This is a genomic window from Aeromonas rivuli (assembly GCF_020149575.1).
Taxonomy (GTDB): Bacteria; Pseudomonadota; Gammaproteobacteria; order Enterobacterales; family Aeromonadaceae; genus Aeromonas; species Aeromonas rivuli.
This window is the reverse complement of record NZ_CP079742.1, coordinates 2118201-2140434: the sequence shown is the minus strand read 5'-3', so window position 1 is coordinate 2140434 and position 22234 is coordinate 2118201. Positions and strand designations below refer to the sequence as shown.

18 protein-coding genes are annotated in these 22234 nt (G+C 58.7%); 9 read left to right on the top strand and 9 right to left on the bottom strand.

Annotated elements, in window-relative coordinates; all coding sequences use genetic code 11:
• Positions 1-198: 198 nt before the first annotated feature.
• From KYK33_RS10095 to KYK33_RS10055, 9 genes are all read right to left on the bottom strand, one after another.
• Positions 199-735: a cell division protein ZapC gene (locus KYK33_RS10095; RefSeq protein ID WP_224432879.1), complete on the bottom strand. Its 537-nt coding sequence runs from the start codon at positions 733-735 to the stop codon at positions 199-201.
• Positions 736-834: 99 nt separating this feature from the next.
• Entirely contained in the window at positions 835-1845 is a 1011-nt protein-coding gene (pyrD, locus tag KYK33_RS10090) for a quinone-dependent dihydroorotate dehydrogenase (RefSeq protein WP_042042455.1), read from the bottom strand.
• A gap of 47 nt (positions 1846-1892) precedes the next feature.
• Positions 1893-6734: an NAD-glutamate dehydrogenase gene (locus KYK33_RS10085; RefSeq protein WP_224432878.1), complete on the bottom strand. Its 4842-nt coding sequence runs from the start codon at positions 6732-6734 to the stop codon at positions 1893-1895.
• 272 nt (positions 6735-7006) lie between these two features.
• Positions 7007-7228, bottom strand: a complete 222-nt coding sequence (locus KYK33_RS10080) for a DUF2835 family protein (protein WP_224432877.1) — start codon at positions 7226-7228, stop codon at positions 7007-7009.
• A gap of 106 nt (positions 7229-7334) precedes the next feature.
• A complete protein-coding gene (gene pepN, locus KYK33_RS10075; protein WP_224432876.1) occupies positions 7335-9959 on the bottom strand; it encodes an aminopeptidase N in 2625 nt (874 codons plus the stop codon).
• Between the two features lie 131 nt (positions 9960-10090).
• Positions 10091-12109, bottom strand: a complete 2019-nt coding sequence (gene prc / locus KYK33_RS10070) for a carboxy terminal-processing peptidase (protein WP_224432875.1) — start codon at positions 12107-12109, stop codon at positions 10091-10093.
• Positions 12110-12117: 8 nt separating this feature from the next.
• On the bottom strand, positions 12118-12759 hold the full coding sequence (gene proQ, locus KYK33_RS10065) for an RNA chaperone ProQ (RefSeq protein WP_042042450.1): 642 nt from the start codon (positions 12757-12759) through the stop codon (positions 12118-12120).
• Positions 12760-12861: 102 nt separating this feature from the next.
• Entirely contained in the window at positions 12862-13320 is a 459-nt protein-coding gene (locus tag KYK33_RS10060; RefSeq protein ID WP_224432874.1) for a GAF domain-containing protein, read from the bottom strand.
• Positions 13321-13405: 85 nt separating this feature from the next.
• Positions 13406-13867 (bottom strand): hypothetical protein, encoded by a 462-nt coding sequence (locus tag KYK33_RS10055; protein WP_224432873.1) that lies wholly within the window; start codon positions 13865-13867, stop codon positions 13406-13408.
• 289 nt (positions 13868-14156) lie between these two features.
• On the opposite strand from KYK33_RS10055, the gene ccoN reads away from it, so the two are divergent.
• The 9 genes from ccoN to KYK33_RS10010 all read left to right on the top strand — a co-directional run bounded on the left by ccoN (position 14157) and on the right by KYK33_RS10010 (position 22171).
• Positions 14157-15581 carry a cytochrome-c oxidase, cbb3-type subunit I gene (ccoN, locus tag KYK33_RS10050; protein ID WP_042042447.1) on the top strand — a complete coding sequence of 475 codons (1425 nt, stop codon included), beginning with the start codon at positions 14157-14159 and terminating at the stop codon, positions 15579-15581.
• A gap of 17 nt (positions 15582-15598) precedes the next feature.
• The gene (gene ccoO, locus KYK33_RS10045; protein ID WP_042042446.1) at positions 15599-16213 is read left to right on the top strand and encodes a cytochrome-c oxidase, cbb3-type subunit II; all 615 of its coding nucleotides are present in this window, start codon (positions 15599-15601) and stop codon (positions 16211-16213) included.
• Positions 16214-16224: 11 nt separating this feature from the next.
• Positions 16225-16404: a cbb3-type cytochrome oxidase subunit 3 gene (locus KYK33_RS10040; protein ID WP_042042444.1), complete on the top strand. Its 180-nt coding sequence runs from the start codon at positions 16225-16227 to the stop codon at positions 16402-16404.
• Positions 16404-17390 carry a cytochrome-c oxidase, cbb3-type subunit III gene (ccoP, locus tag KYK33_RS10035; RefSeq protein ID WP_224432872.1) on the top strand — a complete coding sequence of 329 codons (987 nt, stop codon included), beginning with the start codon at positions 16404-16406 and terminating at the stop codon, positions 17388-17390. Before KYK33_RS10040 ends, ccoP begins: the two co-directional genes overlap by 1 nt.
• A 122-nt stretch (positions 17391-17512) precedes the next feature.
• Positions 17513-18001: a FixH family protein gene (locus KYK33_RS10030; RefSeq protein WP_224432871.1), complete on the top strand. Its 489-nt coding sequence runs from the start codon at positions 17513-17515 to the stop codon at positions 17999-18001.
• A gap of 2 nt (positions 18002-18003) precedes the next feature.
• On the top strand, positions 18004-20376 hold the full coding sequence (locus tag KYK33_RS10025) for a heavy metal translocating P-type ATPase (protein ID WP_224432870.1): 2373 nt from the start codon (positions 18004-18006) through the stop codon (positions 20374-20376).
• A gap of 109 nt (positions 20377-20485) precedes the next feature.
• Complete coding sequence (gene ccoS / locus KYK33_RS10020) at positions 20486-20677, top strand: cbb3-type cytochrome oxidase assembly protein CcoS (protein WP_224432869.1); 192 nt, start codon at positions 20486-20488, stop codon at positions 20675-20677.
• Positions 20661-21347 carry a sulfite exporter TauE/SafE family protein gene (locus tag KYK33_RS10015; RefSeq protein ID WP_224432868.1) on the top strand — a complete coding sequence of 229 codons (687 nt, stop codon included), beginning with the start codon at positions 20661-20663 and terminating at the stop codon, positions 21345-21347. The genes ccoS and KYK33_RS10015 overlap by 17 nt, the downstream gene beginning before the upstream one ends.
• A 68-nt stretch (positions 21348-21415) precedes the next feature.
• Positions 21416-22171, top strand: coding sequence for an FNR family transcription factor (locus KYK33_RS10010; protein ID WP_042042437.1), 756 nt, complete (start codon positions 21416-21418; stop codon positions 22169-22171).
• Positions 22172-22234: the final 63 nt, after the last annotated feature.

The window sequence follows — 22234 nt, the reverse complement described above, 5'->3', positions numbered from 1 at the left end:
CGCCCCCTCCCCCTCAATTCATCACCAATCGCCCAGAAGTGCAGCAACGGCGACCGTCACATGCTCCGAAGCATCATCCGGAGCGCTCACTCAAGGGGGATGGAACCGTTCAGCGCGAGGGGGGATGGGGGCTATCGGGTGGCTGTTGCACCAAGAGAGCGAGTCATTGAGCAGGAAGCGGCAATGGGGGGATGTTAATCAACTGACCTGGCGCAGCGCCGGCGCGGCTTGATGGTAGTGACCGAAGCGATTGTTCATCACCTTGATCACCGCAAAGCGGGGCATCAGCTTGTTGCCGCTGAGCATCAGCTCCCCGGTGAGGTTGAGGCAGACACTGGCCTGCTCCCCGGCCTCGATCACCATGAAGGTGCCTTGACCATCCTGGGTATGCATGATGACCAGCTCCCCTTGTTGCGGCGCCATCAGTTGGCCCAGTTCAATAAAGAACCAGCTTTGGGGCATCAGGGGTTTATAGAAGCGGCGCACAGCGAGGGCATTTAATACCAGCTGTACCTGTTGAGGGATGCTCCAATTGAGATCGGCTGCATGGTCCATCAGCTGATAATAGAGGGACGCATCTTCGACACAAAAAGCTTGAGTAGCAAATGAGGCGGGCACCAACTGACGACCTTGATATTCTGTCGCGAATACCATGTCATCGCTCAGCTCCAACATCAGGCGGTCGGACTTCGCATCATAATGCCATTGCCATTGATCGTTTGGTTGGAGAAACATGAGGCGCCCTTCCTTGCTGCTGTAATTCGACTTTATTATATGTCGATAATTTCAGCAACGTTAATTCGGGGCGCCCTTATATTAAATTGACTAAATGCGTCAGATATTGGTCACGATCTCTTTGACCAAGGCCGGTCCTTTATAAATAAAGCCGCTATATATCTGAACCAGCGTAGCCCCCGCCTGCAGCTTCTCGCGGGCGGCCAGGGCACTGTCCACTCCCCCGACACCGATAATAGGCAAGGCACCTTTTAATTCCTGTGCCAATAGACGGATAACCTCGGTGCTCTTGTGCTGCAAGGGGCGACCACTCAATCCACCCATTTCACCAGCATGGGGCATGTCATAGATCATGTCACGGGCTAGCGTGGTATTAGTGGCGATGACCCCATCGATCCCATTTTTAATCAAGGATCCTGCAACTTGCTTAATTTCATCCAGACTAAGATCCGGTGCAATTTTGACCGCCACAGGAACATACTTCTTATATTGTGCCGCCAGGAGTTGCTGACGTTCCTTGAGGGCTGCCAGTAGATCATCCAGCGCCTCCCCATACTGCAACTGACGCAGGCCAGGTGTATTGGGGGATGAAATATTGACCGCAATATAACCGGCATGATCATAAACCTTGTCCATGCAGATCAGGTAATCATCCTTGCCATTCTCAATGGGCGTATCTTTATTCTTGCCGATATTAATACCGATCACCCCCTGGTATTTCGCGGCCTTGACCCGCTCGACCAGGTGATCAACCCCCAGGTTATTGAAGCCCATACGGTTGATGATCCCCTCTGCCGGTACCACCCGAAACAGCCTGGGCTTGTCATTGCCACTCTGGGGCTTGGGGGTCACAGTCCCCACCTCGATGAAGCCGAACCCCATGGCGCCAAAGGCATCTATGCACTCGCCATCTTTATCGAGCCCCGCGGCCAGGCCCACCGGGTTGGCAAAATTAAGCCCCATACAGGTGACGGGGCGCGTTGGCAGGGATTGACGGAAGAAGATATCGAGGGGCGTGCCATGAAGGCGGGAGAGCTGTTTGAGAGAGAGTTCGTGAGCCTTTTCCGGATCGAGCTTGAACAACAAATGCCTGGCGAGGGGGTAAAACATCTTTGCTCCTTAAAAAAAGCCCCGGCAACTGGCCGGGGCTTTCATGGTTATGCCGATGCTCGGCAATTCAACTGGAGCAGGTTCAACTCCCGCAAGGCCACCGAGAACTTGGCGAACTCGTGAGTACTGGTGGTCTTGAAGTCGGCCAACATATGGGTCCAACGGGACAAGAGTTGCTCATGCTCCGCAATCCAGTTGGCCAGTATGGTATCGCATTCTCCCTGATCTTTGCACCCTTCCAATACCACTGAGGTGAGACTGCGTTGCTGCCAGTCCAGATCCTCGCGGAAGGAGGCTCTGGCCATCGCCTGCCAGTGGTTGCCCACCGGCTGATGGTTGACCTGCTCCAGGAACCAGTGCAGGTCCAGCTTGGCACCGAGCCGATAGTACACATTGGCCACCCGCAGTATGTCGCTGTGCTGATCCGCCGCAATCTGAGCCAGATCCAGCGAAGAGAAGAGGCTGCTCATGTGGGCGACCTGACGGGCGATATGTTCAGGCACCTGTTTGGCCACCAGGGTTTCGACGGCTTGGCGATGCTCGGCCACTTCGCTCTCCTCCATCACCTCGTAGAGGTGCTCGCCCAGGGTCTCGAAGGCGGGACGGAAGAAGGCGATGTTTTCGCTGATGCTCCAGCTGCGGTTGCGGGCACGCAGGAACCAGCGGGTGGCGCGGCGCACGATGCGGCGACTGGCAAACATCAACTCGAGCTGAGTCTCGGCACTCCCCTGGTTATCCAGGGATTCGATGTCCCGCCACAGGGGGTCGAAACCGAACACTTCGCGGGCCATGGCGAAGCAGGTGGCCACTTCGGCCACCGAGGCGCCGGTCTCATCCTTCATCCGGGTCGCAAAGTTGAGCCCCATGTCGTTGACCAGCATGTTGGCCACGCGGGTGGCGATGATCTCGCCGCGCAGCGGATGCTGAGCCAGGGCCTCGCCGAAGCGCTGCTGCAACTGCTCGGGGAAGCTGGTGACCAGCATGCGAGCCAGGAAGGGCTCATCGGTGATCTCGGGGCAGTTGAGCTGCTCCTTGAGCACCATCTTGCCGTAAGCCACCAGCACCGCCAATTCGGGGCGGGTCAACCCCTGCCCTGCCGCCATGCGCTCGGACAACTCCTCATCCGATGGCAGGAACTCCAGTGCTCTGTCCAGCTTGCCCTCACGCTCCAGCCCCTGGATGAAACGCTGCTGCTCTTTGAGCTGATCCGCCGCGCGGTAACTGGTAACCGAGATGGACTGGGATTGACGATAGGCGTTGGTCAACACGATATCGGCCACCGCATCCGTCATCTCGTAGAGCATCTGGTTGCGCTGCTTGAGGGTCAGATCCCCTGCCGCCACCAGCTGGTTGAGCAGTATCTTGATGTTGACCTCGTTGTCGGAGCAATCCACCCCGCCCACGTTGTCGGTAAAATCGGTGTTGATGTGGCCGCCCTGGCTGGCGTATTCGATACGACCCAGCTGCGTGAAGCCCAGGTTACCGCCCTCACCCACGATACGGGCACGCAGGTCGCGACCATTGACGCGCAGGGCATCGTTGCTGCGATCCCCCACCTCGCCATCGCTCTCTTTGTGGCTCTTGACGTAGGTGCCGATGCCGCCATTCCAGAGCAAGTCCACGTTCAGGCAGAGCAGTGCCTTGATCAGCTCGTTTGGCGCCATGCTGGCCTTGTCGGTGCCAAGCAGGGTCTGAATTTGCGGGCTCAGCTTGATGGACTTGGCCGAGCGCAGGAAGATGCCGCCCCCTACGGAGATAAGCTCACGGTTGTAGTCGTCCCAGCTCGAACCCGGCAACTCGAACAGACGCTTGCGCTCGGCGAAGGTGCTGGCCGCATCCGGGGTCGGGTCGATGAAGATGTGCATGTGGTTGAAGGCGCCCACCAACTGGGTGTGCTCGGAGAGCAGCATGCCGTTGCCAAACACGTCACCGGCCATGTCGCCTATGCCCACGCAGCTGAAATCGGTGGTCTGGCAGTTGATCTCAAGCTCACGGAAGTGACGCTTGACCGACTCCCAGGCGCCCCGCGCCGTGATGCCCATCTTCTTGTGGTCATAACCGACCGAACCGCCGGAGGCGAAGGCATCGCCGAGCCAGTGACCATATTCGTGGCTGATCTCGTTGGCGATGTCGGAGAAGGTGGCGGTGCCCTTGTCGGCCGCGACCACCAGGTAGTAGTCATCCTCGTCGTGGCGTACCACCTGTCTGGGCGGGATCACCTCCCCCTGGAGGATGTTGTCGGTGACATCGAGCAGGCCGCGGATAAACAGGCGATAGCAGGCCTTGCCCTCCTCCTGAATGACGGCGCGGGCGGCACCCACCGGCATCTGCTTGCAGTAGAAGCCGCCCTTGGCGCCGACTGGCACTATGACGGTATTCTTCACCTGCTGCGCCTTGACCAGACCCAGCACTTCGGTGCGGAAATCTTCCTTGCGATCGGACCAGCGCAGCCCGCCCCGGGCCACCTTGCCCCAGCGCAGATGCACCCCTTCCACCCGCGGCGAGTAGACGAAGATCTCGAACTTGGGCAGAGGCTGTGGCATGTCGCTGATACCGGATGGCGCCAGCTTGAAGGAGATATAGGGCTTGATGTTGCCTTGCGCGTCCGGCTGATAATAGTTGGTGCGCAGGGTCGCCTCTATCATCTCCATGTAGCGGCGGATGATGCGGTCATCGTCCAGGTTCGCCACCAGATCCAGCTTGGCCGTCAGGGTGTCGTGCAGCGTCTGCAGCGCCGCGCCATCCTGGTTCAGTGCCGGATCGAGGCGAGCCTCGAACAGGGAGAACAGCAGCTGGGCCAGCTCGGGATAACGGGTCAGGGTCTCTTCGATATAGGACTGGCTGAAGGAGACGCCGGTCTGGCGCATGTACTTGGCATAGGCGCGCAGTACCGAGACCTGACGACCGGTGAGGCTGGCGCCCAGCACCAGGCGGTTGAAACCATCATCTTCCAGGGCCTTGTTCCAGATGCTGGCGAAGGCCTGCTGGAAGCGCTGCTGGCTCTTGGCCAGGCTGAAGGGCTGATCGCCACGCAGCAGCATGGAGAAGTCGAGGATCCAGAACACTTCGCCATTGGGGGTCTTGACCTCATAGGGGGTCTCGCCAATGACCCTCAGCCCCATGTTTTCCAGCATGGGCAAGACATCGGACAAGTGGATCGGCTCGGTGCGGTGGAACAGCTTGAGGCGCACCCGGCGATCGTTCTCCTCTTCCTGAGCACGGTAGAACAGCATGCCAAGGGGCTCGGCTTCGCTCAGGTTCTCCAGGGCGATGATGTCGGCCACGGCGGAGCCCGGCAGCACATCTTCTTTGTAAGCACGGGGGAAGGCATCGTTGAAGCGGCGGCTCAGCTCATTGCCCTGGGCCTCGCCATAGTGGGCAAGCAGCACCGAATCCAGGCGATCGTCCCAGCTGCGGGCGGCTTCAATCAGGTTGTTCTGCACTTGGTTCACGTCCACATCCACGTTGTTATTGTTCACTCGAACTATGTAATGGGTCCGGGCCAGCACGCCTTCGGAGAAGTAGACATTGAACTCCACCTCTTCGTTGCTGCCGAAATGCTGTTGCAGGATCTGCTGGGTCTTGACGCGCAGCGCCGTGTTGTAGCGCTCCTTGGTGACATAGACCATGCAGGAGAAGAAGCGGCCATAGACGTCACGGCGCACGAACAGGCGCAGCATGTCGCGCTCTTGCATGGCCAACACCCCGAGACCGGTGGCGAGCAGTTCCTCTTCCCGGGCCTGGATCAGCTCATCACGGGGATAGGTTTCCAGCACATTGAGCAGTGCCTTGTAGGCGTGGGAACCCTTCTCATGGCCAGAGGCCACCATGATGCGCTCGAGGCGATGGCTGATGAGGGGGATCTGGGTGGCGCTGGTGTTGTAGATGGAAGAGGCGTAGAGACCGATGAAGCGATCTTCGCCTATCACCTTGCCATGTTCATCAAAGCGTTTGATGCCGATGTAATCCACGTAGGCCGGGCGATGCACCCGGGACTTGCTGTTGGACTTGGTCAGGATCAGCAGATGATTGGAGAGGGCCGCATGACGGGCGCTGGCGGGCATGGTGCCCAGACGCTGGCCCTCGTCCTTGATGGAGTTCTTCATCAGGCCAAGGCTCGAATCGGGCTGGGGCAGGATCTCGTGATCCCCCTCTATCGCCTTGACGTCATAACGGCGATAACCCATCAGGGTGAAGTTGTGGGCAGCTACCCATTTGAGGAAGGAAACCGTGGACTCCACCTCTTCCTTGCTCACCGGACTGTTGCGTTTTGGCAGATCCTCGATGATCTCGTTGAGGCGCGCCAGCATGGGCTGCCAGTCACCTACCGCCAACGCCACTTCCCCCGCGACCGAATCGAGTTCGGCGGCCAGGGCGGCCATCTGTTCATCCGAGGTCAGGTGATCTATCTCGATGAGGAAGGCGGTCTCGGCCGATGTCTGCTGCGCCGTCTGATCCAGATCCAGAATGGCCTCTATCTTGCCATCCTTGCTGCGAATAAGGTGCAGAGGTTGATGCAGCATCATGTGCGCCGTGATGTTGAGACGCTTGAGGGTCATGCGGATGGAGTCCACCAGGAAGGGGGAGTCCTGCAAAATAACTTCGACTATGGTGTGCGGTGACTGCCAGCCATGACGGGTCAGCTCCGGGTTGTAGACCCGGATATAGGGCGCCGTGCTGTCCCGCTGGTTGAGAGCATTCCACAGGCTCAAGGCGGCGCCATACAGATCGCTGTCATTGCGATCATGCAGATCATCGCTCGCCATGTTGCCGTAGAACTTGGCAACGAAGCGCTCGACCAGGGAGGCACTCTTCTGAGGCAGTTTTTGATGGATCAGGTTGAGAACGTTTTCGAGCAGAACTGAGGTAGGGGCGTCTTTCAATGCCATTGCTATATTCCTTATCGGACCGACATCACCGACAGAGACATCCACCCTGGATGCCCACTGGTACAGAGTTGTGCGAAGTGTAATGGGTCGGATCCCGGAAGGCGAGAAAAGCTGATAATGGAATGTTAAAAACTAGCGGCAGATCACGGCTCAAGCTGTCATAAATTTTGCCATCTGCTTAAAAAACAGAAAATACCACTGATAAAATGCGTTTTAACCTGATAGTTAGTGACTTTAAGCAGATAATTACGCGGTTTACTGTTTGGTTTTTGTTAATTTATGCGTTCCAGGCCGATAAAGCGATGATCGTCCTGAGTCTTGAGCAAGAAACGACCATGAACCCCTTCCAGCCCGACGAAAGGGCGGATTTTATCCAGTCCCAGTTCCAGCGTCAGTCCCTGATCAGAGCGCACCACCAGACGCCGGGCATGGCCCTGATACATCAGCAGTAACTCGTCTCGCGACAGATGTAATCCGAAGGTGAATTGCTTCATACCCTTGCCCTCCTCTACCACAGTTCAGCTCGCCTCGTCTGGAGGCTGATTCACGACAAACAACAGGGCCGGACATGCGCCCGGCCCTGTTTTTCTTAGCAACGACTTACTGGGCCAGCGCCTTGGCCACCTTCTCGTAGAGATCCCGGGCCAAGTCGGGCAAGGCCTGCAACCGCAGCAGTTCGGTACGGATCAGGCGCTTGCGCTCCTCATCCAGTCGCTTGAACTGGATAAGCGGGGTGATGAGGCGCGAGGCCACCTGGGGATTGATGCTGTTGAGCTCAATCAAGATGTCGGTCAGGAAACGGTAACCCGCGCCATCTCTGGCATGGAACTGCACCTGGTTGCCCATGGCAAAACTGCCGATCAGCGCCCGCAGTCGATTGGGGTTGCGAATGCTGAACGTCGGGTGGGCCATGGCCTGCCTGATCTCGCCGAGTACATCGGCGGCGGGCTTGGCACCGACCAGACGCAACCAGTTGTCCAGCACCAGGCCATCTTTGGCCCACTTGCCTTCAAAATCGGCCAGCAGTGCGGCCCGGCATGGTAGCAGATGCTGGTTGGCAATCTGCAGGGCGGTCAGGGTGTCGGTCATGTTGTCCGCCCCCTGGTATTGCTGACACACCAGCCGATCGGTCAACTCGTCATCCAGACGCGCCAGATAACCTAGCACTACCCCCTTGAGGGCCCGTTTGGCCATGTCATCGTGGACCACCCGATAACCATCGAGCAGCAGGCTCTGATAGCTGGCGAGCAGGCGATCGCCAAATGCCTGGGCCAGGGCTGTGCCTATGGCACCGCGCACGGCATGAATGGCGTCGATGTCGGCCACCTCAAACAGCTCGGCCAGAGTAGCCTCCCCCGGCAGGGCTAGGATCTCGGCCTTGAGGGCGGGATCCAGCCCGGCTTCGTCCAGGATGGCCACGAAGGCGGCAACCAGATCCGATGACAGCGCCACCTCTTTCCCCAGCTGATGCGCGGCCACATTGGCGATCACCGCCTTGTTGATCAGCATCTGGGCGGCATCCCAGCGGGCAAACTCGTTGCGGGCATGGCGCATCAGGAAGGCAAGATCCCTGTCGCTGTAGCCATAGTGCAGCTTGACCGGCGCGGAGAAGTCCCGCAGCAGGGAGATCACGGGTTTGGCAGGCACCCGATCGAAGACGAAGGTCTGCTCTGCTTCCAGCACGTCGAGCACGTTGCCGATGGCCTTGCCCTGGTACTGCAGCGGGATCACCGCACCCTCGGCATCATACAATTCGATATCGAGGGGAATGTGCAGCGGCAGCTTCTGGGGTTGATCCTGAGTCGGCGGCGTGTGCTGGCTGACATGGAGGCGATAGATGCCGGTGGCGGCATCATAGTCGTCACGGACTGTCAGCTCAGGGGTGCCGGATTGGCTGTACCAGCGGCGGAAACGGGTCAAGTCGACCCCGGAGGCATCCTCCATCGCCTGCACGAAGTCGTCGCAGGTGGCGGCCGAGCCGTCGTGACGCTCGAAGTAGAGGCCCATGCCGGCCTGGAAGGCAGCTTCCCCCAACAAGACATGCAGCATGCGGATCACTTCCGAGCCCTTCTCGTAGACGGTCAGGGTGTAGAAGTTGTTCATCTCGATCACCACATCCGGGCGGATCGGGTGGGCCATGGGGCCGGCATCTTCGGCAAACTGGGGGCCGCGCACGGTGCGCACGTTGTTGATGCGGTTGACACCGCGCGAGCCCAGATCCGAGGAGAACTCCTGATCCCGGAACACCGTCAGTCCCTCTTTGAGGCTGAGCTGGAACCAGTCGCGGCAAGTGACTCTGTTGCCGGTCCAGTTATGGAAGTATTCGTGCCCTATGACCCGCTCGATGCCGTGATAGTCGCTGTCGGTCGCGGTCTGCGGATTGGCCAGCACGAACTTGGAGTTGAAAACGTTGAGTCCCTTGTTCTCCATGGCACCCATGTTGAAGAAATCCACCGCGACGATCATATAGATGTCGAGGTCGTATTCGAGGCCGAAGCGCTGCTCGTCCCAACGCATGGAGTTGATGAGGCTCTCCATGGCAAAACCGGCGCGGTCCAGGTTGCCCTTGTCGACGAAGATCTCGAGGGCCACCTCGCGCCCGCTCATGGTCACGAAGTGATCGCGCTGCACGTCGAAGTCACCGGCCACCAGGGCAAACAGGTAGCTGGGTTTGGGGAAGGGATCCTGCCACTGCACGAAGTGGCGGCCGCCATCCAGATTGCCGCTCGCCACCTTGTTGCCGTTGGAGAGCAGATAAGGGAATTTCGCCTTGTCGGCGGTGATGCGGGTGCTGTAGCGGGCCAGGATGTCGGGCCTGTCCAGGTAATAGGTGATGCGACGGAAGCCCTCCGCCTCACACTGGGTGCAATAGGCATCACCAGACTTGTAGAGTCCCTCTAGGGCCGTGTTGGCGGCGGCATCCAGGTCGGTGACTATGGTCAACACGCACTCGGCGGGCAGGTTGCTGAGCCGCAGCTGGTTGTCGGTCAGCTCATACTGCTCACAGGCTACCCCGTCGATGCTGATGCTCACCAGATGCAGATTTTCGCCATCCAGGATCAGGGCTTCATTGTGCTCGCCGTTGCGGCGGACTCGGGAAATGGCGGTGACCCGGCACAGGGGTTCCTCGAGCTGAAAGTCGAGATCTATGCTGTCGATCCAATAGAGAGGGGCTTGATAATCCTGGCGATATTTGGCCGTCATGGCCTGATGGTGATCGGTCATTATTATGTGCTTCCACGCTTGTTATGGGCGTAACGAGGCTGTCACAAGCCCATCCTTGGGTCAAATGGTTTACATTCAGGCAAGAAAAAGGGCGACTGTGATGTCGCCCTTTTCGTTATAGCTATGGGTCACTAACCGCGTTTTGGCTCCATCTTGACCAGGTCTGCCGTGATATTGGCAGACTCAAGCAAGAACTCATCCGGCGCCTCAAAATCGGTGGGCAACTCGTCCAGGCTCTTGATGGCAGGCTTGCCCATCCGCGCCAGGCGCTCGTTGGCCCGCAACAAGGCCAGTGCATCTTGCTTGTCCTGCTCGGCGCGGCGATCCGCTTCGTTCAGGGAGAGGGATTTCTTGTCCTTCTCGGCGCGATACTCCTTGATGTCCTGCAACACGTAGGCGAACTCCGGATCTGTCTCGATCCGCGCCTGGTGTGCCGCCGCCAACTTGGGCAACAAGCTGGTGAAGCTACCTATCTTCTGGTAGTCCGCCGAGGCTATCTTGTCCCAAGGCAGGGCGTGGAACTCACGGCTCTCCCCCGTCTCTTCCGGGGTGACCGGGGTCGGGAAGCTGATGTCCGGGGCGACACCCTTGTTCTGGGTGCTGCCGCCATCGATGCGGTAGAACTTGGCGATGGTGTACTGCACGTGACCCAGGGGATGATCGTAGAAGTCATACACCTTGGCCAGGCTGCGATGCTGCTGCACAGTGCCCTTGCCGAACGAGTTCTCCCCCAGGATCAGGGCACGGCCGTAATCTTGCATGGCAGCGGCAAAGATCTCGGAGGCCGAGGCACTGTATCTGTCGATCAGCACCGACATGGGGCCGCCGTAGTAGACTTGACCATCCTCATCGCCATTGACCGAGATGCGCCCCATGTGATCGCGGATCTGCACCACGGGACCGCTGGCGAAGAAGAGACCGCTCAGGGCAGAGGCTTCGGTCAGGGCACCGCCGCCGTTGCTGCGCAGATCCACCACCAGGCCGTCCACTTTCTGCTTGTTGAGGCTGGCCAGCTCCTTGATGACATCATCGTGCAGATTGACATAGAAGCTCGGGATCTCGAGTACCCCTATCTTCTTGCCCTCGGCCTTGATCACCTTCGACTTGGCGGCCCTGTCTTCCAGACGCACCTTGTCCCGGGTCAGCTCGACCTGTTCTGTCTTGACGCTGGCACCCTTGCCACGCTGGATCTCGAGGCGCACCTTGCTCCCCTTGGGACCCTTGATGAGTTCGACCACGTCATCGAGACGCCAGCCAATCACATCGACCACCTTGCCATCTTCCTGACCCACGCCGACGATTTTGTCATCGGGCTTGAGGTTGTTGGACTTGGCCGCCGGGCCACCCGGGACCAGGGAGCGGATCACCGTGAAGTCATCATCCGCCTGCAGCACGGCACCAATGCCTTCCAGCGAGAGGTTCATCTCGGTGTTGAAGCGATCGGCGTTGCGCGGGGAGAGATAACTGGTGTGAGGCTCGATGGCGCGGGAGAAGGAGTTCATGAACAGCTGGAACACGTCCTCGCTCTCGGTCTGGGACATCCGCTTGATGGCGTTGTTGTAACGCTTGCCAAGCAGCTCCTTGATCTCGGGCCACTCCTTGCCGCTGAGCTTGAGGCTCAGGGCATCGAACTTGACCCGCTGACGCCACAGCTCATTGAGCTCGGCTTCATCCTTGGGCCAGGGAGCCCCTTCCCGGTCAAAGATGTATTCATCTTTTTGGGTGAAATCGAAGGGGGTATCGAGCAGTTTGAGGGCGTATTCGAACCGCTCATAGCGCCGCTGCTGACCGAGATTGAACATGTCGTAGGCGGGCGCCAGACGACCACGCTCCAGATCGGTATCGAAGCCGTCGCGGTATTTGTCAAACCGGCGAATATCAGAAGCCAAGAACAGGTTGCGACTGAAATCCAGATTCTCCAGATATTTGTCAAAGACAACTTCCGAGAAGGCATCATCCAGCTTGAACTGCTTGTAGTGGGAGCGAGTAAACAGATTGGCAATTCGCTTGCTAGCCGTAGCATGTTGGCTCTCTTGAGCCAACACAGGCAAATCACTTTCCTTGAGCACCGGCTCGATGGCCTGTGCAAGCCCGGCAATAGCCAGGCTACAGGCGACGAGGGAGAAACGAATTACGCCATGCTTCAACATTTGTCTCCTTAGAGAACCAGATGCTCGAATTTGACGCGCAGCATCATGCCGGTCTGCAGCTGAACCTGCACATCATCCTTGGTAATTTCCTTGATGGTCGCCGGGACAGGAGACTTACCCAGTACCACATTGACGGTTTGCTCAACTTTCAGCTCACCCGCCTCGGCCTGACGATACTGCTTAGGAGCAGCGGCAGGTGCGGTCTCGGTCTTGCGCGGAGCAGGACGACGAGGCTTCTTGGGTTTATCTTCGCGCTTGGCATCGGCCTTGGCCTCGCCGGTTGGCTCTTTCTTGTCGTCTTTGGCACGACGGCTGGCGAAGACTTTGTCTTTGCTCTCTTTCAGCGCTTGCTTGGCGTGCTCGATATGCTCTTCGGTCAACAATTCGCCCGGGTTACCATCGAGGTCGACGCGAGCCTGACCAGCTTTGAGGCCGTGCAGGTAACGCCAGCTGGAAGTGTATTGACGCAGAGCAGAGCGCAGCATGGTCTTGGAGACCCTCTCGTCGTCAGCAAGACGCGCTGCCAGATCCTGGAAGATGCCAATCTTGAGTGGCTTGGCCTCTCCTTCTGCGATGAAGCAGGCCGGGAATTTCTCGACCAGGTAGGCGACGATCTCTTTACTGTTCTTCAGCTTTTCAGTGTTTTCCATGTATAACCTTGGCTTTCATATAAACGCACGGGCAACCCCGGGCACAACAAAGGCCCCATTATAGAGAGCTTGGGACCTTTTGCGAACCATCTCGCACTTAACTTACAGCAGGCGTTCCAATATTTTGACCGTTTCTTCCAGTCCAAGCCGGTCAATTTGGTCAAAACGGTTGAAAACGGGACTGTCAATATCCAATACCCCGATGATGACACCCTCACGACGCAGCGGGATCACTATCTCCGAATTGCTGGCCCCATCGCAGGCAATGTGCCCTTCGAATTGATGAACATCATCGATGAGCTGTGTCTCGCCTGTTGCCACCGCAGTGCCACAGACACCGCGGCCAACCGGGATCCGCACACAGGCGGGCTTGCCCTGGAAGGGCCCCAGCACCAGGGTCTCTCCCTGCAACAGGTAAAAACCGACCCAGTTGATCTCGGCCAGTTCCTGATTGAGCAGGGCGCTGAGGTTGGCGAGGGTGGCGACAAGATCCGGCTCCCCTTCCAGCAGTGCCTGGGCCTGCTGGTTGAGCAGTCGATAAAAGTTTTGTTTTTCAATCATGATGAAATGGTCTTGATTCCCTTAATAATCAGAGCAAGGTACCGCCCTGCCTGAAAAATTCAAATTAAATTTGCGACAGCTCCCCCTAACGGGTCACCGAGAGCGCCATCTGCTGGCGCTGGCCATTGCTCCATTCAATGGTAAGCAGCCACACCATGCGGTGGCTGGTGCAGGCCCCCACCTGCGTGCTGGCCTGCCACTGCCCCTCCCCTTGCTGGCTGAACAACACCGGGATGCGGCCCATGAACATCTCCTGCCCCTCCAGCCAGCTTTTGATGGGTGTCACCCCCGAAGCCACCCCACTGAGTTGCAACTGGAAGTCATGTTCGGGGCGGATTGGTTGATCCTCAAGTGACACTGTCAGTGACGAATCGGCGATGGTGGCGCGGCAGGGGCTGTGGGACAGATCACAGATCTGATCATTTTTCTGGCTGTCCGAGGCGGCTGGCGCCCCATCAAACCAGGTGCGATAGGCCATCAGCCCCAGCAAAATGGTCATCACTATGAGGAGATGAGCAAATTTGCGTGAAGTCAGTCTCTCTTTCATTAAAAAACAACCTTGTAAGCTAACTTTTAAATGCCATTTTCGTGATCTTACTCATGGTAAAAACGACACGATGCGACTCCGGGCGGAGCCAAATATATCACTGTTTATACTGTTATTTTACCTGCCGGTTCAGTATCATTCCCATCGAATTTTTCATTTAGCTACTTTTTGCTTTTCCTTTCGTTAACAGACATTAACAACCGGAAGGCAGTCGCTGATGAATTTAGTTGTCAGTCCTTGTCACAGGACAAAAATCAAACAACAGCAGCATCGGAAGCGGAATACAACGATGAGCCATACAACAAACCACCCTGAGTACAACTACAAGGTTGTCCGTCAGTTCACCGTCATGACTATTGTCTGGGGAATTGTCGGCATGTCGGTAGGGGTACTGATTGCAGCCCAACTTATCTGGCCTGCCCTCAACTTCGATACCCCCTGGCTGACCTACAGCCGCCTTCGCCCCCTGCACACCAACGCGGTCATCTTCGCCTTCGGTTGTAGCGCCCTGATGGCGACCTCCTTCTACGTGGCACAGCGCACCTGCCAGACCCGGCTATTTGGTGGCCCCTTGGTCGGCTTTGTGTTCTGGGGTTGGCAAGCCATCATCATCGCCGCTGCCATCTCCCTGCCCATGGGGTACACCAGTTCGAAAGAGTACGCCGAGCTGGAGTGGCCCATCGACATCGCCATCGCCGTGGTCTGGGTCTCTTACGCCATCGTCTTCTTTGGCACCCTGATGAAGCGCACCACCTCCCACATCTATGTGGCGAACTGGTTCTTCGGCGCCTTCATCATCACGGTGGCCGTGCTGCACATCGTCAACAACCTGGAGATCCCGGTCAGCGGAATGAAGTCCTACTCCGTCTACTCGGGCGCCACCGATGCCATGGTGCAGTGGTGGTATGGCCATAACGCGGTCGGCTTCCTGCTCACCGCCGGCTTCCTGGGGATGATGTACTACTTCGTGCCCAAGCAGGCCGGTCGTCCGGTCTACTCCTACCGCCTCTCCATCGTGCACTTCTGGGCGCTGATCTCCCTCTACATCTGGGCCGGTCCGCACCACCTGCACTATACGGCGCTGCCTGACTGGGCACAGTCATTGGGGATGGTGATGTCCCTCATCCTGTTCGTGCCCTCCTGGGGCGGCATGATCAACGGCATCATGACCCTGTCCGGCGCCTGGCATAAACTGCGTTACGATCCGGTGCTGCGTTTCCTGATCGTCTCGCTGTCGTTTTACGGCATGTCCACCTTCGAAGGCCCCATGATGGCCATCAAGACCGTCAATGCCCTCTCCCACTACACCGACTGGACCATAGGCCACGTCCACTCCGGCGCCCTGGGCTGGGTTGCCATGATCTCCATCGGTGCCGTCTACCACCTGATCCCGAACCTGTTCGACCAGGGGCGGATGTACAGCGTGCGCCTGATCAACATCCACTTCTGGCTGGCCACCGTCGGCACCGTGCTCTACATCGTCGCCATGTGGATTTCCGGCGTGATGCAGGGCCTGATGTGGCGTGCGGTCAACGATGACGGCACCTTGACCTACAGCTTCGTGGAGGCACTGCAGGCTTCCTATCCCTTCTACTTCGTGCGCTTCCTGGGTGGCTGTTTCTTCGTCACCGGTATGCTGCTGATGGCCTACAACGCCTATCGCACCATTACTGCGCCCAAGGGTTCCCTCGAACCCATCGCGCAGCCAGCCTGATCTGAAGGGGTTAAAGCATGAGCAATAATAATCGTCACGAAATCTTTGAGAAAAGCGTCCCCATGCTGGTGATAGGCATCATCTTTGCCATCAGCCTGGGAGGCCTGGTCGAGATCACGCCGCTGTTCTTCCAGAAGCAGACCAATGAGCCGGTGGAGGGCCTCAAGGCCTACACCGCCCTGCAGATGGAAGGTCGTGATATTTACATCCGCGAAGGCTGTACCGTCTGCCACAGCCAGATGATCCGCCCGTTCCGCGCCGAGACAGAGCGTTACGGTCACTACTCGGTCGCCGGAGAGAGCGTCTGGGAGCACCCCTTCCTGTGGGGCTCCAAGCGTACCGGCCCGGATCTGGCCCGGGTCGGCGGTCGTTACTCCGATGACTGGCACCGCGCTCACCTGATCAACCCGCGCGACGTGGTCCCCGAGTCCAACATGCCAAGTTTCCCCTGGCTTGAAACCAATGTCTTGAGCGGCGAACTGACCGGCAAGAAGCTGGCGCTGTTCCGGGATCACTTCGGTGTGCCCTATACGGATGCAGACATCGAGGGTGCCAAGGACGCGGTGAAAGGCAAGAGTGAGCTCGATGCCCTGATCGCCTATCTGCAATCACTGGGCCATGCCTTGAAATAAGGAGTATGGAAATGGATTACGGCACTTTTCGCGGACTCTACACCCTGCTGCTGATGCTGATGATGTTTGGCATCATCGGCTGGGCTTACAGCAAGCGCCGCAAAGCCTCCTTTGACGAGGCCGCCAACCTGGTTTTTGCCGACGACGAGCAACCCAGTGCTGATAACAAGAACGCAGGAGCGAAGCAATAATGAGCACTCTGTTAAGCATTTTTGTGACCTTGGTGTCACTGGGTACCATAGTGGGCTGCTTCTTGCTGCTCATGTGGTGTCGCAATGACAAGATGGGTGTCGAAGAGGGCCAGTCCATGGGCCACGCCTTCGACGGCATCGAAGAGCTGAACAACCCACTGCCCAAATGGTGGACCTACATGTTCCTCTTCATGATAGTGATTGGGCTGCTCTACCTGCTCGCTTTCCCGGGGCTGGGTAACTGGAAGGGGCTGCTGGGCTGGCAGAGCTCCCACCAGGGCATCCGCTCCCTGGCGCAAGGCAAGGCCGCCGCCGAGGCTGCCAAGAGCAATGGCAGTGCGGTCGAGTATGACCGTGAGCTGGCCAAGGCGGATGCCGTCTACGGCGCCAAGTTCAAGGAGCTGGCCTATCAGGCCGATGGCAAGACCTATAAAGCCATCGAGGAGATAGCCGCCGATCCTGAGGCTCGCAAGGTTGGTCAACGCCTCTTCTTGCAAAACTGCGCCCAGTGCCATGGCTCGGATGCCCGCGGCGGTCGCGGCTTCCCGAACCTGACCGATGCCGAATGGCAGTGGGGCGGCAAGCCGTCCGACATCAAGACCACCATCATGAATGGCCGTCAGGGCATCATGGCGGCCTGGGGAGATATCCTGGGCAAGGATGGCGTCAAAGAGGTGGCCTCCTATGTGCTGAACCTGTCCGGTCGCAAGGTCGACATGGTGGAAGCCAAGAAAGGGGAGACACGCTTCGCGGTGTGCGCCGCCTGCCACGGCCCGGATGCCAAGGGCGGCACCGCCTTTGGTGCCCCGGATCTCACCAATACCACCTGGCTCTATGGCGGTTCCCGTCAGGTCGTCGAGGAGACCATCACCCATGGTCGTCACGGCGTGATGCCAGCCTGGAAAGATATCCTGGGTGAAGACAAGGTGCAGCTGCTCGCCTCCTATGTGTACGGTTTGTCCCACACTGGCGAAAGCGCGCAATAACAGCAGTAACATGTGATAAACACGTGATTACTCAGCAAAAAGCCTCGACTCTTCGAGGCTTTTTGTTATCTTGTTTTGTCTAAAAACCCTCAGTTTCGTTAATCATAGGTTTCGGTAGCACTATGACTCAACCCTGGTATCGCCAATTCTGGCCCTGGTTCATCATCGCCCTTCCCGCCACTGTCGTCGTCGCCGGTATTGCCACCGCCATCATTGCCAGCAAGGATGGGGTCAATCTGGTGGCGGAGGACTATTACAAGCAAGGGAAAGAGATCAATCAGGACCTCAGCAAGTTTGACCGTGCCGAGGCGCTCAACGTCCACATCGCGTTGAACCTTCAGGAGAGCGAACTGACCCTCAAGCCGGTGAGCGGCGATCTGGTCCCCAATCAGGCCCTGCGTCTTTCTCTGTTCCACCCGACTCTGGCGGGTCGTGACAGCGACTATCTGCTCACCAGCGATGCCAGCGGTGTCTATCGCTTGCACCTCGACCACCCCCTCACCGGCAAGTGGCACATCCGGGTCGATGCCTTCGACCATGAGTGGCGCTTGCAAGAGACGGTACATTTCCCCCTGGCAGCGCCGGTCGAACTCGATCCCAAGGGACGCTAGTCATGACGGGCTGTTTCCACTGTGGCGAGCCGGTACCTGACAACAGCCAGTATGCCTTCGAGATAAAAGGCATTCTCCACCCCATGTGCTGCCCTGGCTGCCAGGCCGTGGCCCAGACCATTATGGAGTGCGGCCTCGCCAGTTATTACGAACACCGCACCGCCCCCGGCGCCAAGGGGGAGCTGATCCCCGCCGAACTGGCCGCCCTCAGCCACTATGACTTGGCCGAGGTGCAACAGGAGTTCGTCACCGACTCCGGGACGCTGCGGGAGATCCAGCTCAGTGTCGAAGGGCTCAGCTGCGCCGCCTGTGCCTGGCTCATCGAACGCCATCTCAACACTCTCGATGGCTTGAGCTACATCGTGGTCAACAGCACCACTCACAGGGCCCGCATCAAGTGGGATCCCTTGCAGCTCTCCCTGAGCGACATCCTCAAGGGATTCGCCCGGATAGGCTATCGCGCCTACCCCTTCCAGACCCATCAACAAGAAGCCCTCTATGCCCGCGAGGTGAAGAGCTACCTCTATCGCATGGGATTGGCGGGTCTGGGCTCCATGCAGGTGATGATGTGCGCCGTGGCCCTCTATATGGATCTCTTCATCAGTGTCGAAGAGGAGTTCATGATCTACTTCAAGTGGATAAGCCTGCTGCTCTCCACCCCCATCATGATCTATTCGGCCCAGCCATTTTACCTGGGCGCCTGGCGCAGCCTGCGCCAAGGGCAGCTCTCCATGGATGTGTCGGTATCCCTTGCGCTGATCGGTGCCTTCGTCGCCTCCATCTGGGCCACCGTCTTCAACACCGGTGAGGTCTATTACGACTCCATCACCATGTTCGTCTTCTTCCTGCTGCTCGGCCGCTTTCTCGAGTTGCGGGCCAGGCGCAAGGCCTCGGAGTCGAGCTCCAACCTGGCACGTTTGGTACCCATCATGGCAACCCTGGTCGATGAGCAGGGCGACCATGAGGTGGCAGCCAAGACCCTCAAGGTAGGGGACAGCGTGCGGGTGCTGGCCGGTGCCACCCTCCCCGCCGATGGCATCATCGTCGAGGGAGAGGCCAACGTGAACGAGGCCATGCTGACCGGAGAGCAGTTACCCCTGTGCAAGCGCCGTGGCGACACCGTCTATGCGGGCACCATCAATAGCGACGCCCCGCTGCTGGTGCGGGTCAATCAGCCCATCACCCAGTCTCGTATCGCCCAGATCATGCGCCTGCAGGATGAGGCACTCATCGACAAACCGGCCATCGCCGAGCTGGCCGATACCCTCTCCCGCCACTTCATCCTGGTGTTGCTGATCATTGCCGCGCTGGTCTGGACTTACTGGCACCTCCATCAACCGGATCAGGCCTTCTGGATAGCCCTGGCGGTCCTGGTCGCCACCTGCCCCTGCGCCTTGTCGCTGGCCACACCGACCGCGCTCACCTCGGCCACGGCCCACCTCACCCGCACCGGCATATTGCTGCGCCGCGGCCATGTGCTCGATATCCTGACCCGGGCCAACCGGGTGGTGATGGACAAGACAGGCACCCTCACCACCGGGGAAGTGCGCCTCGCCGCCATCCAGCTGCTTGGCAATCAGGATGAGGCTCACTGCCTGGCCATCGCCCGGGCGTTGGAGTCCCAATCCGAACACCCCATCGCCCGCGCCTTTCGCGCCCCGGGAGAGGTACTGCTCGCCACTCGCGACATCCAGCCGGTGATCGGCCACGGCGTCGCCGGTCTCATTGCCGGGCAACCCTATCGACTCGGCAGCGCCCGCTGGCTTGGTATTTCACCGGATGAAGAGGTGCCAGGCCTGAGCGTTTATCTTGCCGATGACAAGGGCCCCCTCGCCCGCTTCTTGTTGGAAGACAGCCTGCGCCCGGATGCCCTGGCCCTGATCCAGGCCTTCAAGGCCGCCGGGCTCAAGACCACCATACTCACCGGCGATGGTTCCGCTCAGGCCGACGAGGTGGCACGTACCCTGGGGGTGGACGAGCTGGTGAAGGGCGTGACCCCGGATGGCAAGCTGGCTTATCTCAAGGCGTGCGAAGCGAGGGGTGACATCAGTATCATGGTGGGGGACGGCATCAACGACGCCCCCGTGCTGGCCGGGGCGCACGCCTCTTTTGCCATGGCGGGAGGCACGGATCTGGCGAAAAACAGTGCCGATGCCATCCTGTTGGCCGACGATCTCACCCGCCTGCTGGAGGCCCGCACCCTGGCGCTGCGGACCCGCAGGATCATCAAGGAGAACTTCGCCTGGTCCATCGGTTACAACCTGCTGGTATTGCCCCTGGCGGCCAGCGGCTGGCTACCCCCCTATCTGGCGGCGGCAGGGATGTCCCTGAGCTCCCTCATTGTGGTCACCAACTCCATGCGTCTGAACCGGTGAAGGAGATTGCCCATGCAGATGCAGTTTCACGACTCACTGCGTCAAGCAGGATCTTGGCTGACAACTCGTTTACCATGACCCCGGCCACTCCCATCGCAAGGCTTGCCCCATGAACATCATCTTCATTCTGATCCCCATCGCCATCCTGTTCGTGGTCATCGCCGTGTTCGTCTTCTTCTGGGCCATACGCTCGGAGCAGTTCGAGGATCTCGATCGCCAGGGCTCCAACATCTTGTTTGATGAAGATGACGCCACGTCAACCACAACCAACAAGCGCCCATCCGATGACAGCCAACCTTGATCTGCTGGGGGCTCTGCTGGTCGGGCTCGCGGGGGCAGGCCACTGCATCGGCATGTGCGGCGGTGTCTCGGCTGCGCTCTCCATGGCCATTCCGCCAGCGCAGCAGCATTTCACAGGCCGGCTCAGCTATCTGCTCTATTACAATCTGGGTCGCATCCTCAGCTATGTGATGGCTGGCGCCCTGGTGGGCGGTCTGCTTGCCACCACGGGGGAGTTGGGGGCTGGCAAGCAGGCTCTGCTCTATCTGCGCTTGTTCGCCGGGGGGCTCATGATAGCCCTGGGGCTTTATTTGGCTGGCTGGTGGCAGGGAATATTGCTGCTCGAGCGACTCGGCGCCCGGCTCTGGCCCAGGCTCAGGCCACTGGCAGGCAAGTTCCTCCCCTTCCGCCATCCACTCCAGGCGCTGCCTTTTGGCATGGTGTGGGGTTGGCTACCCTGCGGCCTGGTCTATTCCATGCTGACCTGGAGTGCGGCGGCAGGCTCCGCCACCAAGGGCGCCCTCATCATGCTCTGTTTCGGCATAGGCACACTGCCCACCCTGTTTGCACTGGGCGGTCTGGCGGACAGGTTGCGATATTGGCTCACCCTGCGCAGTCTGCGCCTCACCGGCGCTTTGCTGTTGATTGCCTATGGCCTGCACACCCTCTGGGTCGGCCTGGCATCCCTTTGAAACCCTATCCAAAATGGATGGGTTGGTGGTAGACTTGATTGATATAAATCAATTATTCAAATGAGCCTATGATCCCGGACAAGAAACCTGGCAGACGTATTCAGAGCGGTGGCTGTGCAATTCATTGCCAGGATTGCAGCATCAGCCAGCTCTGCATCCCCTTCAGCCTCAATGACAGCGAACTGGATCAGCTCGACAGCATCATTGAGCGCAAGAAGCCTATTCAGAAAGGTGAAGAGCTGTTCAAGGCTGGCGACGAGCTGAAATCCCTCTACGCCATCCGCTCCGGGACCATCAAGTCTTACACCATCACAGAGCAAGGGGACGAGCAGATCACCGCCTTCCACCTCGCGGGTGATCTGGTCGGGTTTGATGCCATCAACAAGCACATCCATCCCTCCTTCGCCCAGGCGCTGGAAACGGCCATGGTGTGCGAGATCCCCTTCGATGTCCTCGACGATCTTTCCGGCAAGATGCCCAAGCTGCGCCAGCAGATCATGCGGTTGATGAGCAACGAGATCATGGGGGATCAGGAGATGATACTGCTGCTCTCCAAGAAGAATGCCGAGGAGCGCCTCGCGGCCTTCCTGAGCAACCTCTCCCAGCGCTTCTCCGAGCGTGGTTTCTCCGCCAAGGAGTTTCGTCTCTCCATGACCCGGGGCGACATCGGCAATTATCTGGGGTTGACCGTCGAGACCATCAGCCGGCTGCTGGGTCGCTTCCAGAAGTCAGAGCTCATTGCGGTCAAAGGCAAATACATTACCGTGCTCAATCACAATGCCCTCGCCACCATGGCCGGCACCCCTCGCCAGCCCTGCGCCTGATCACAGACTCTTCTCTTGCGCCGGATCAAGTTGACCCCAATAATTTGATCCGGCCCACGTCAT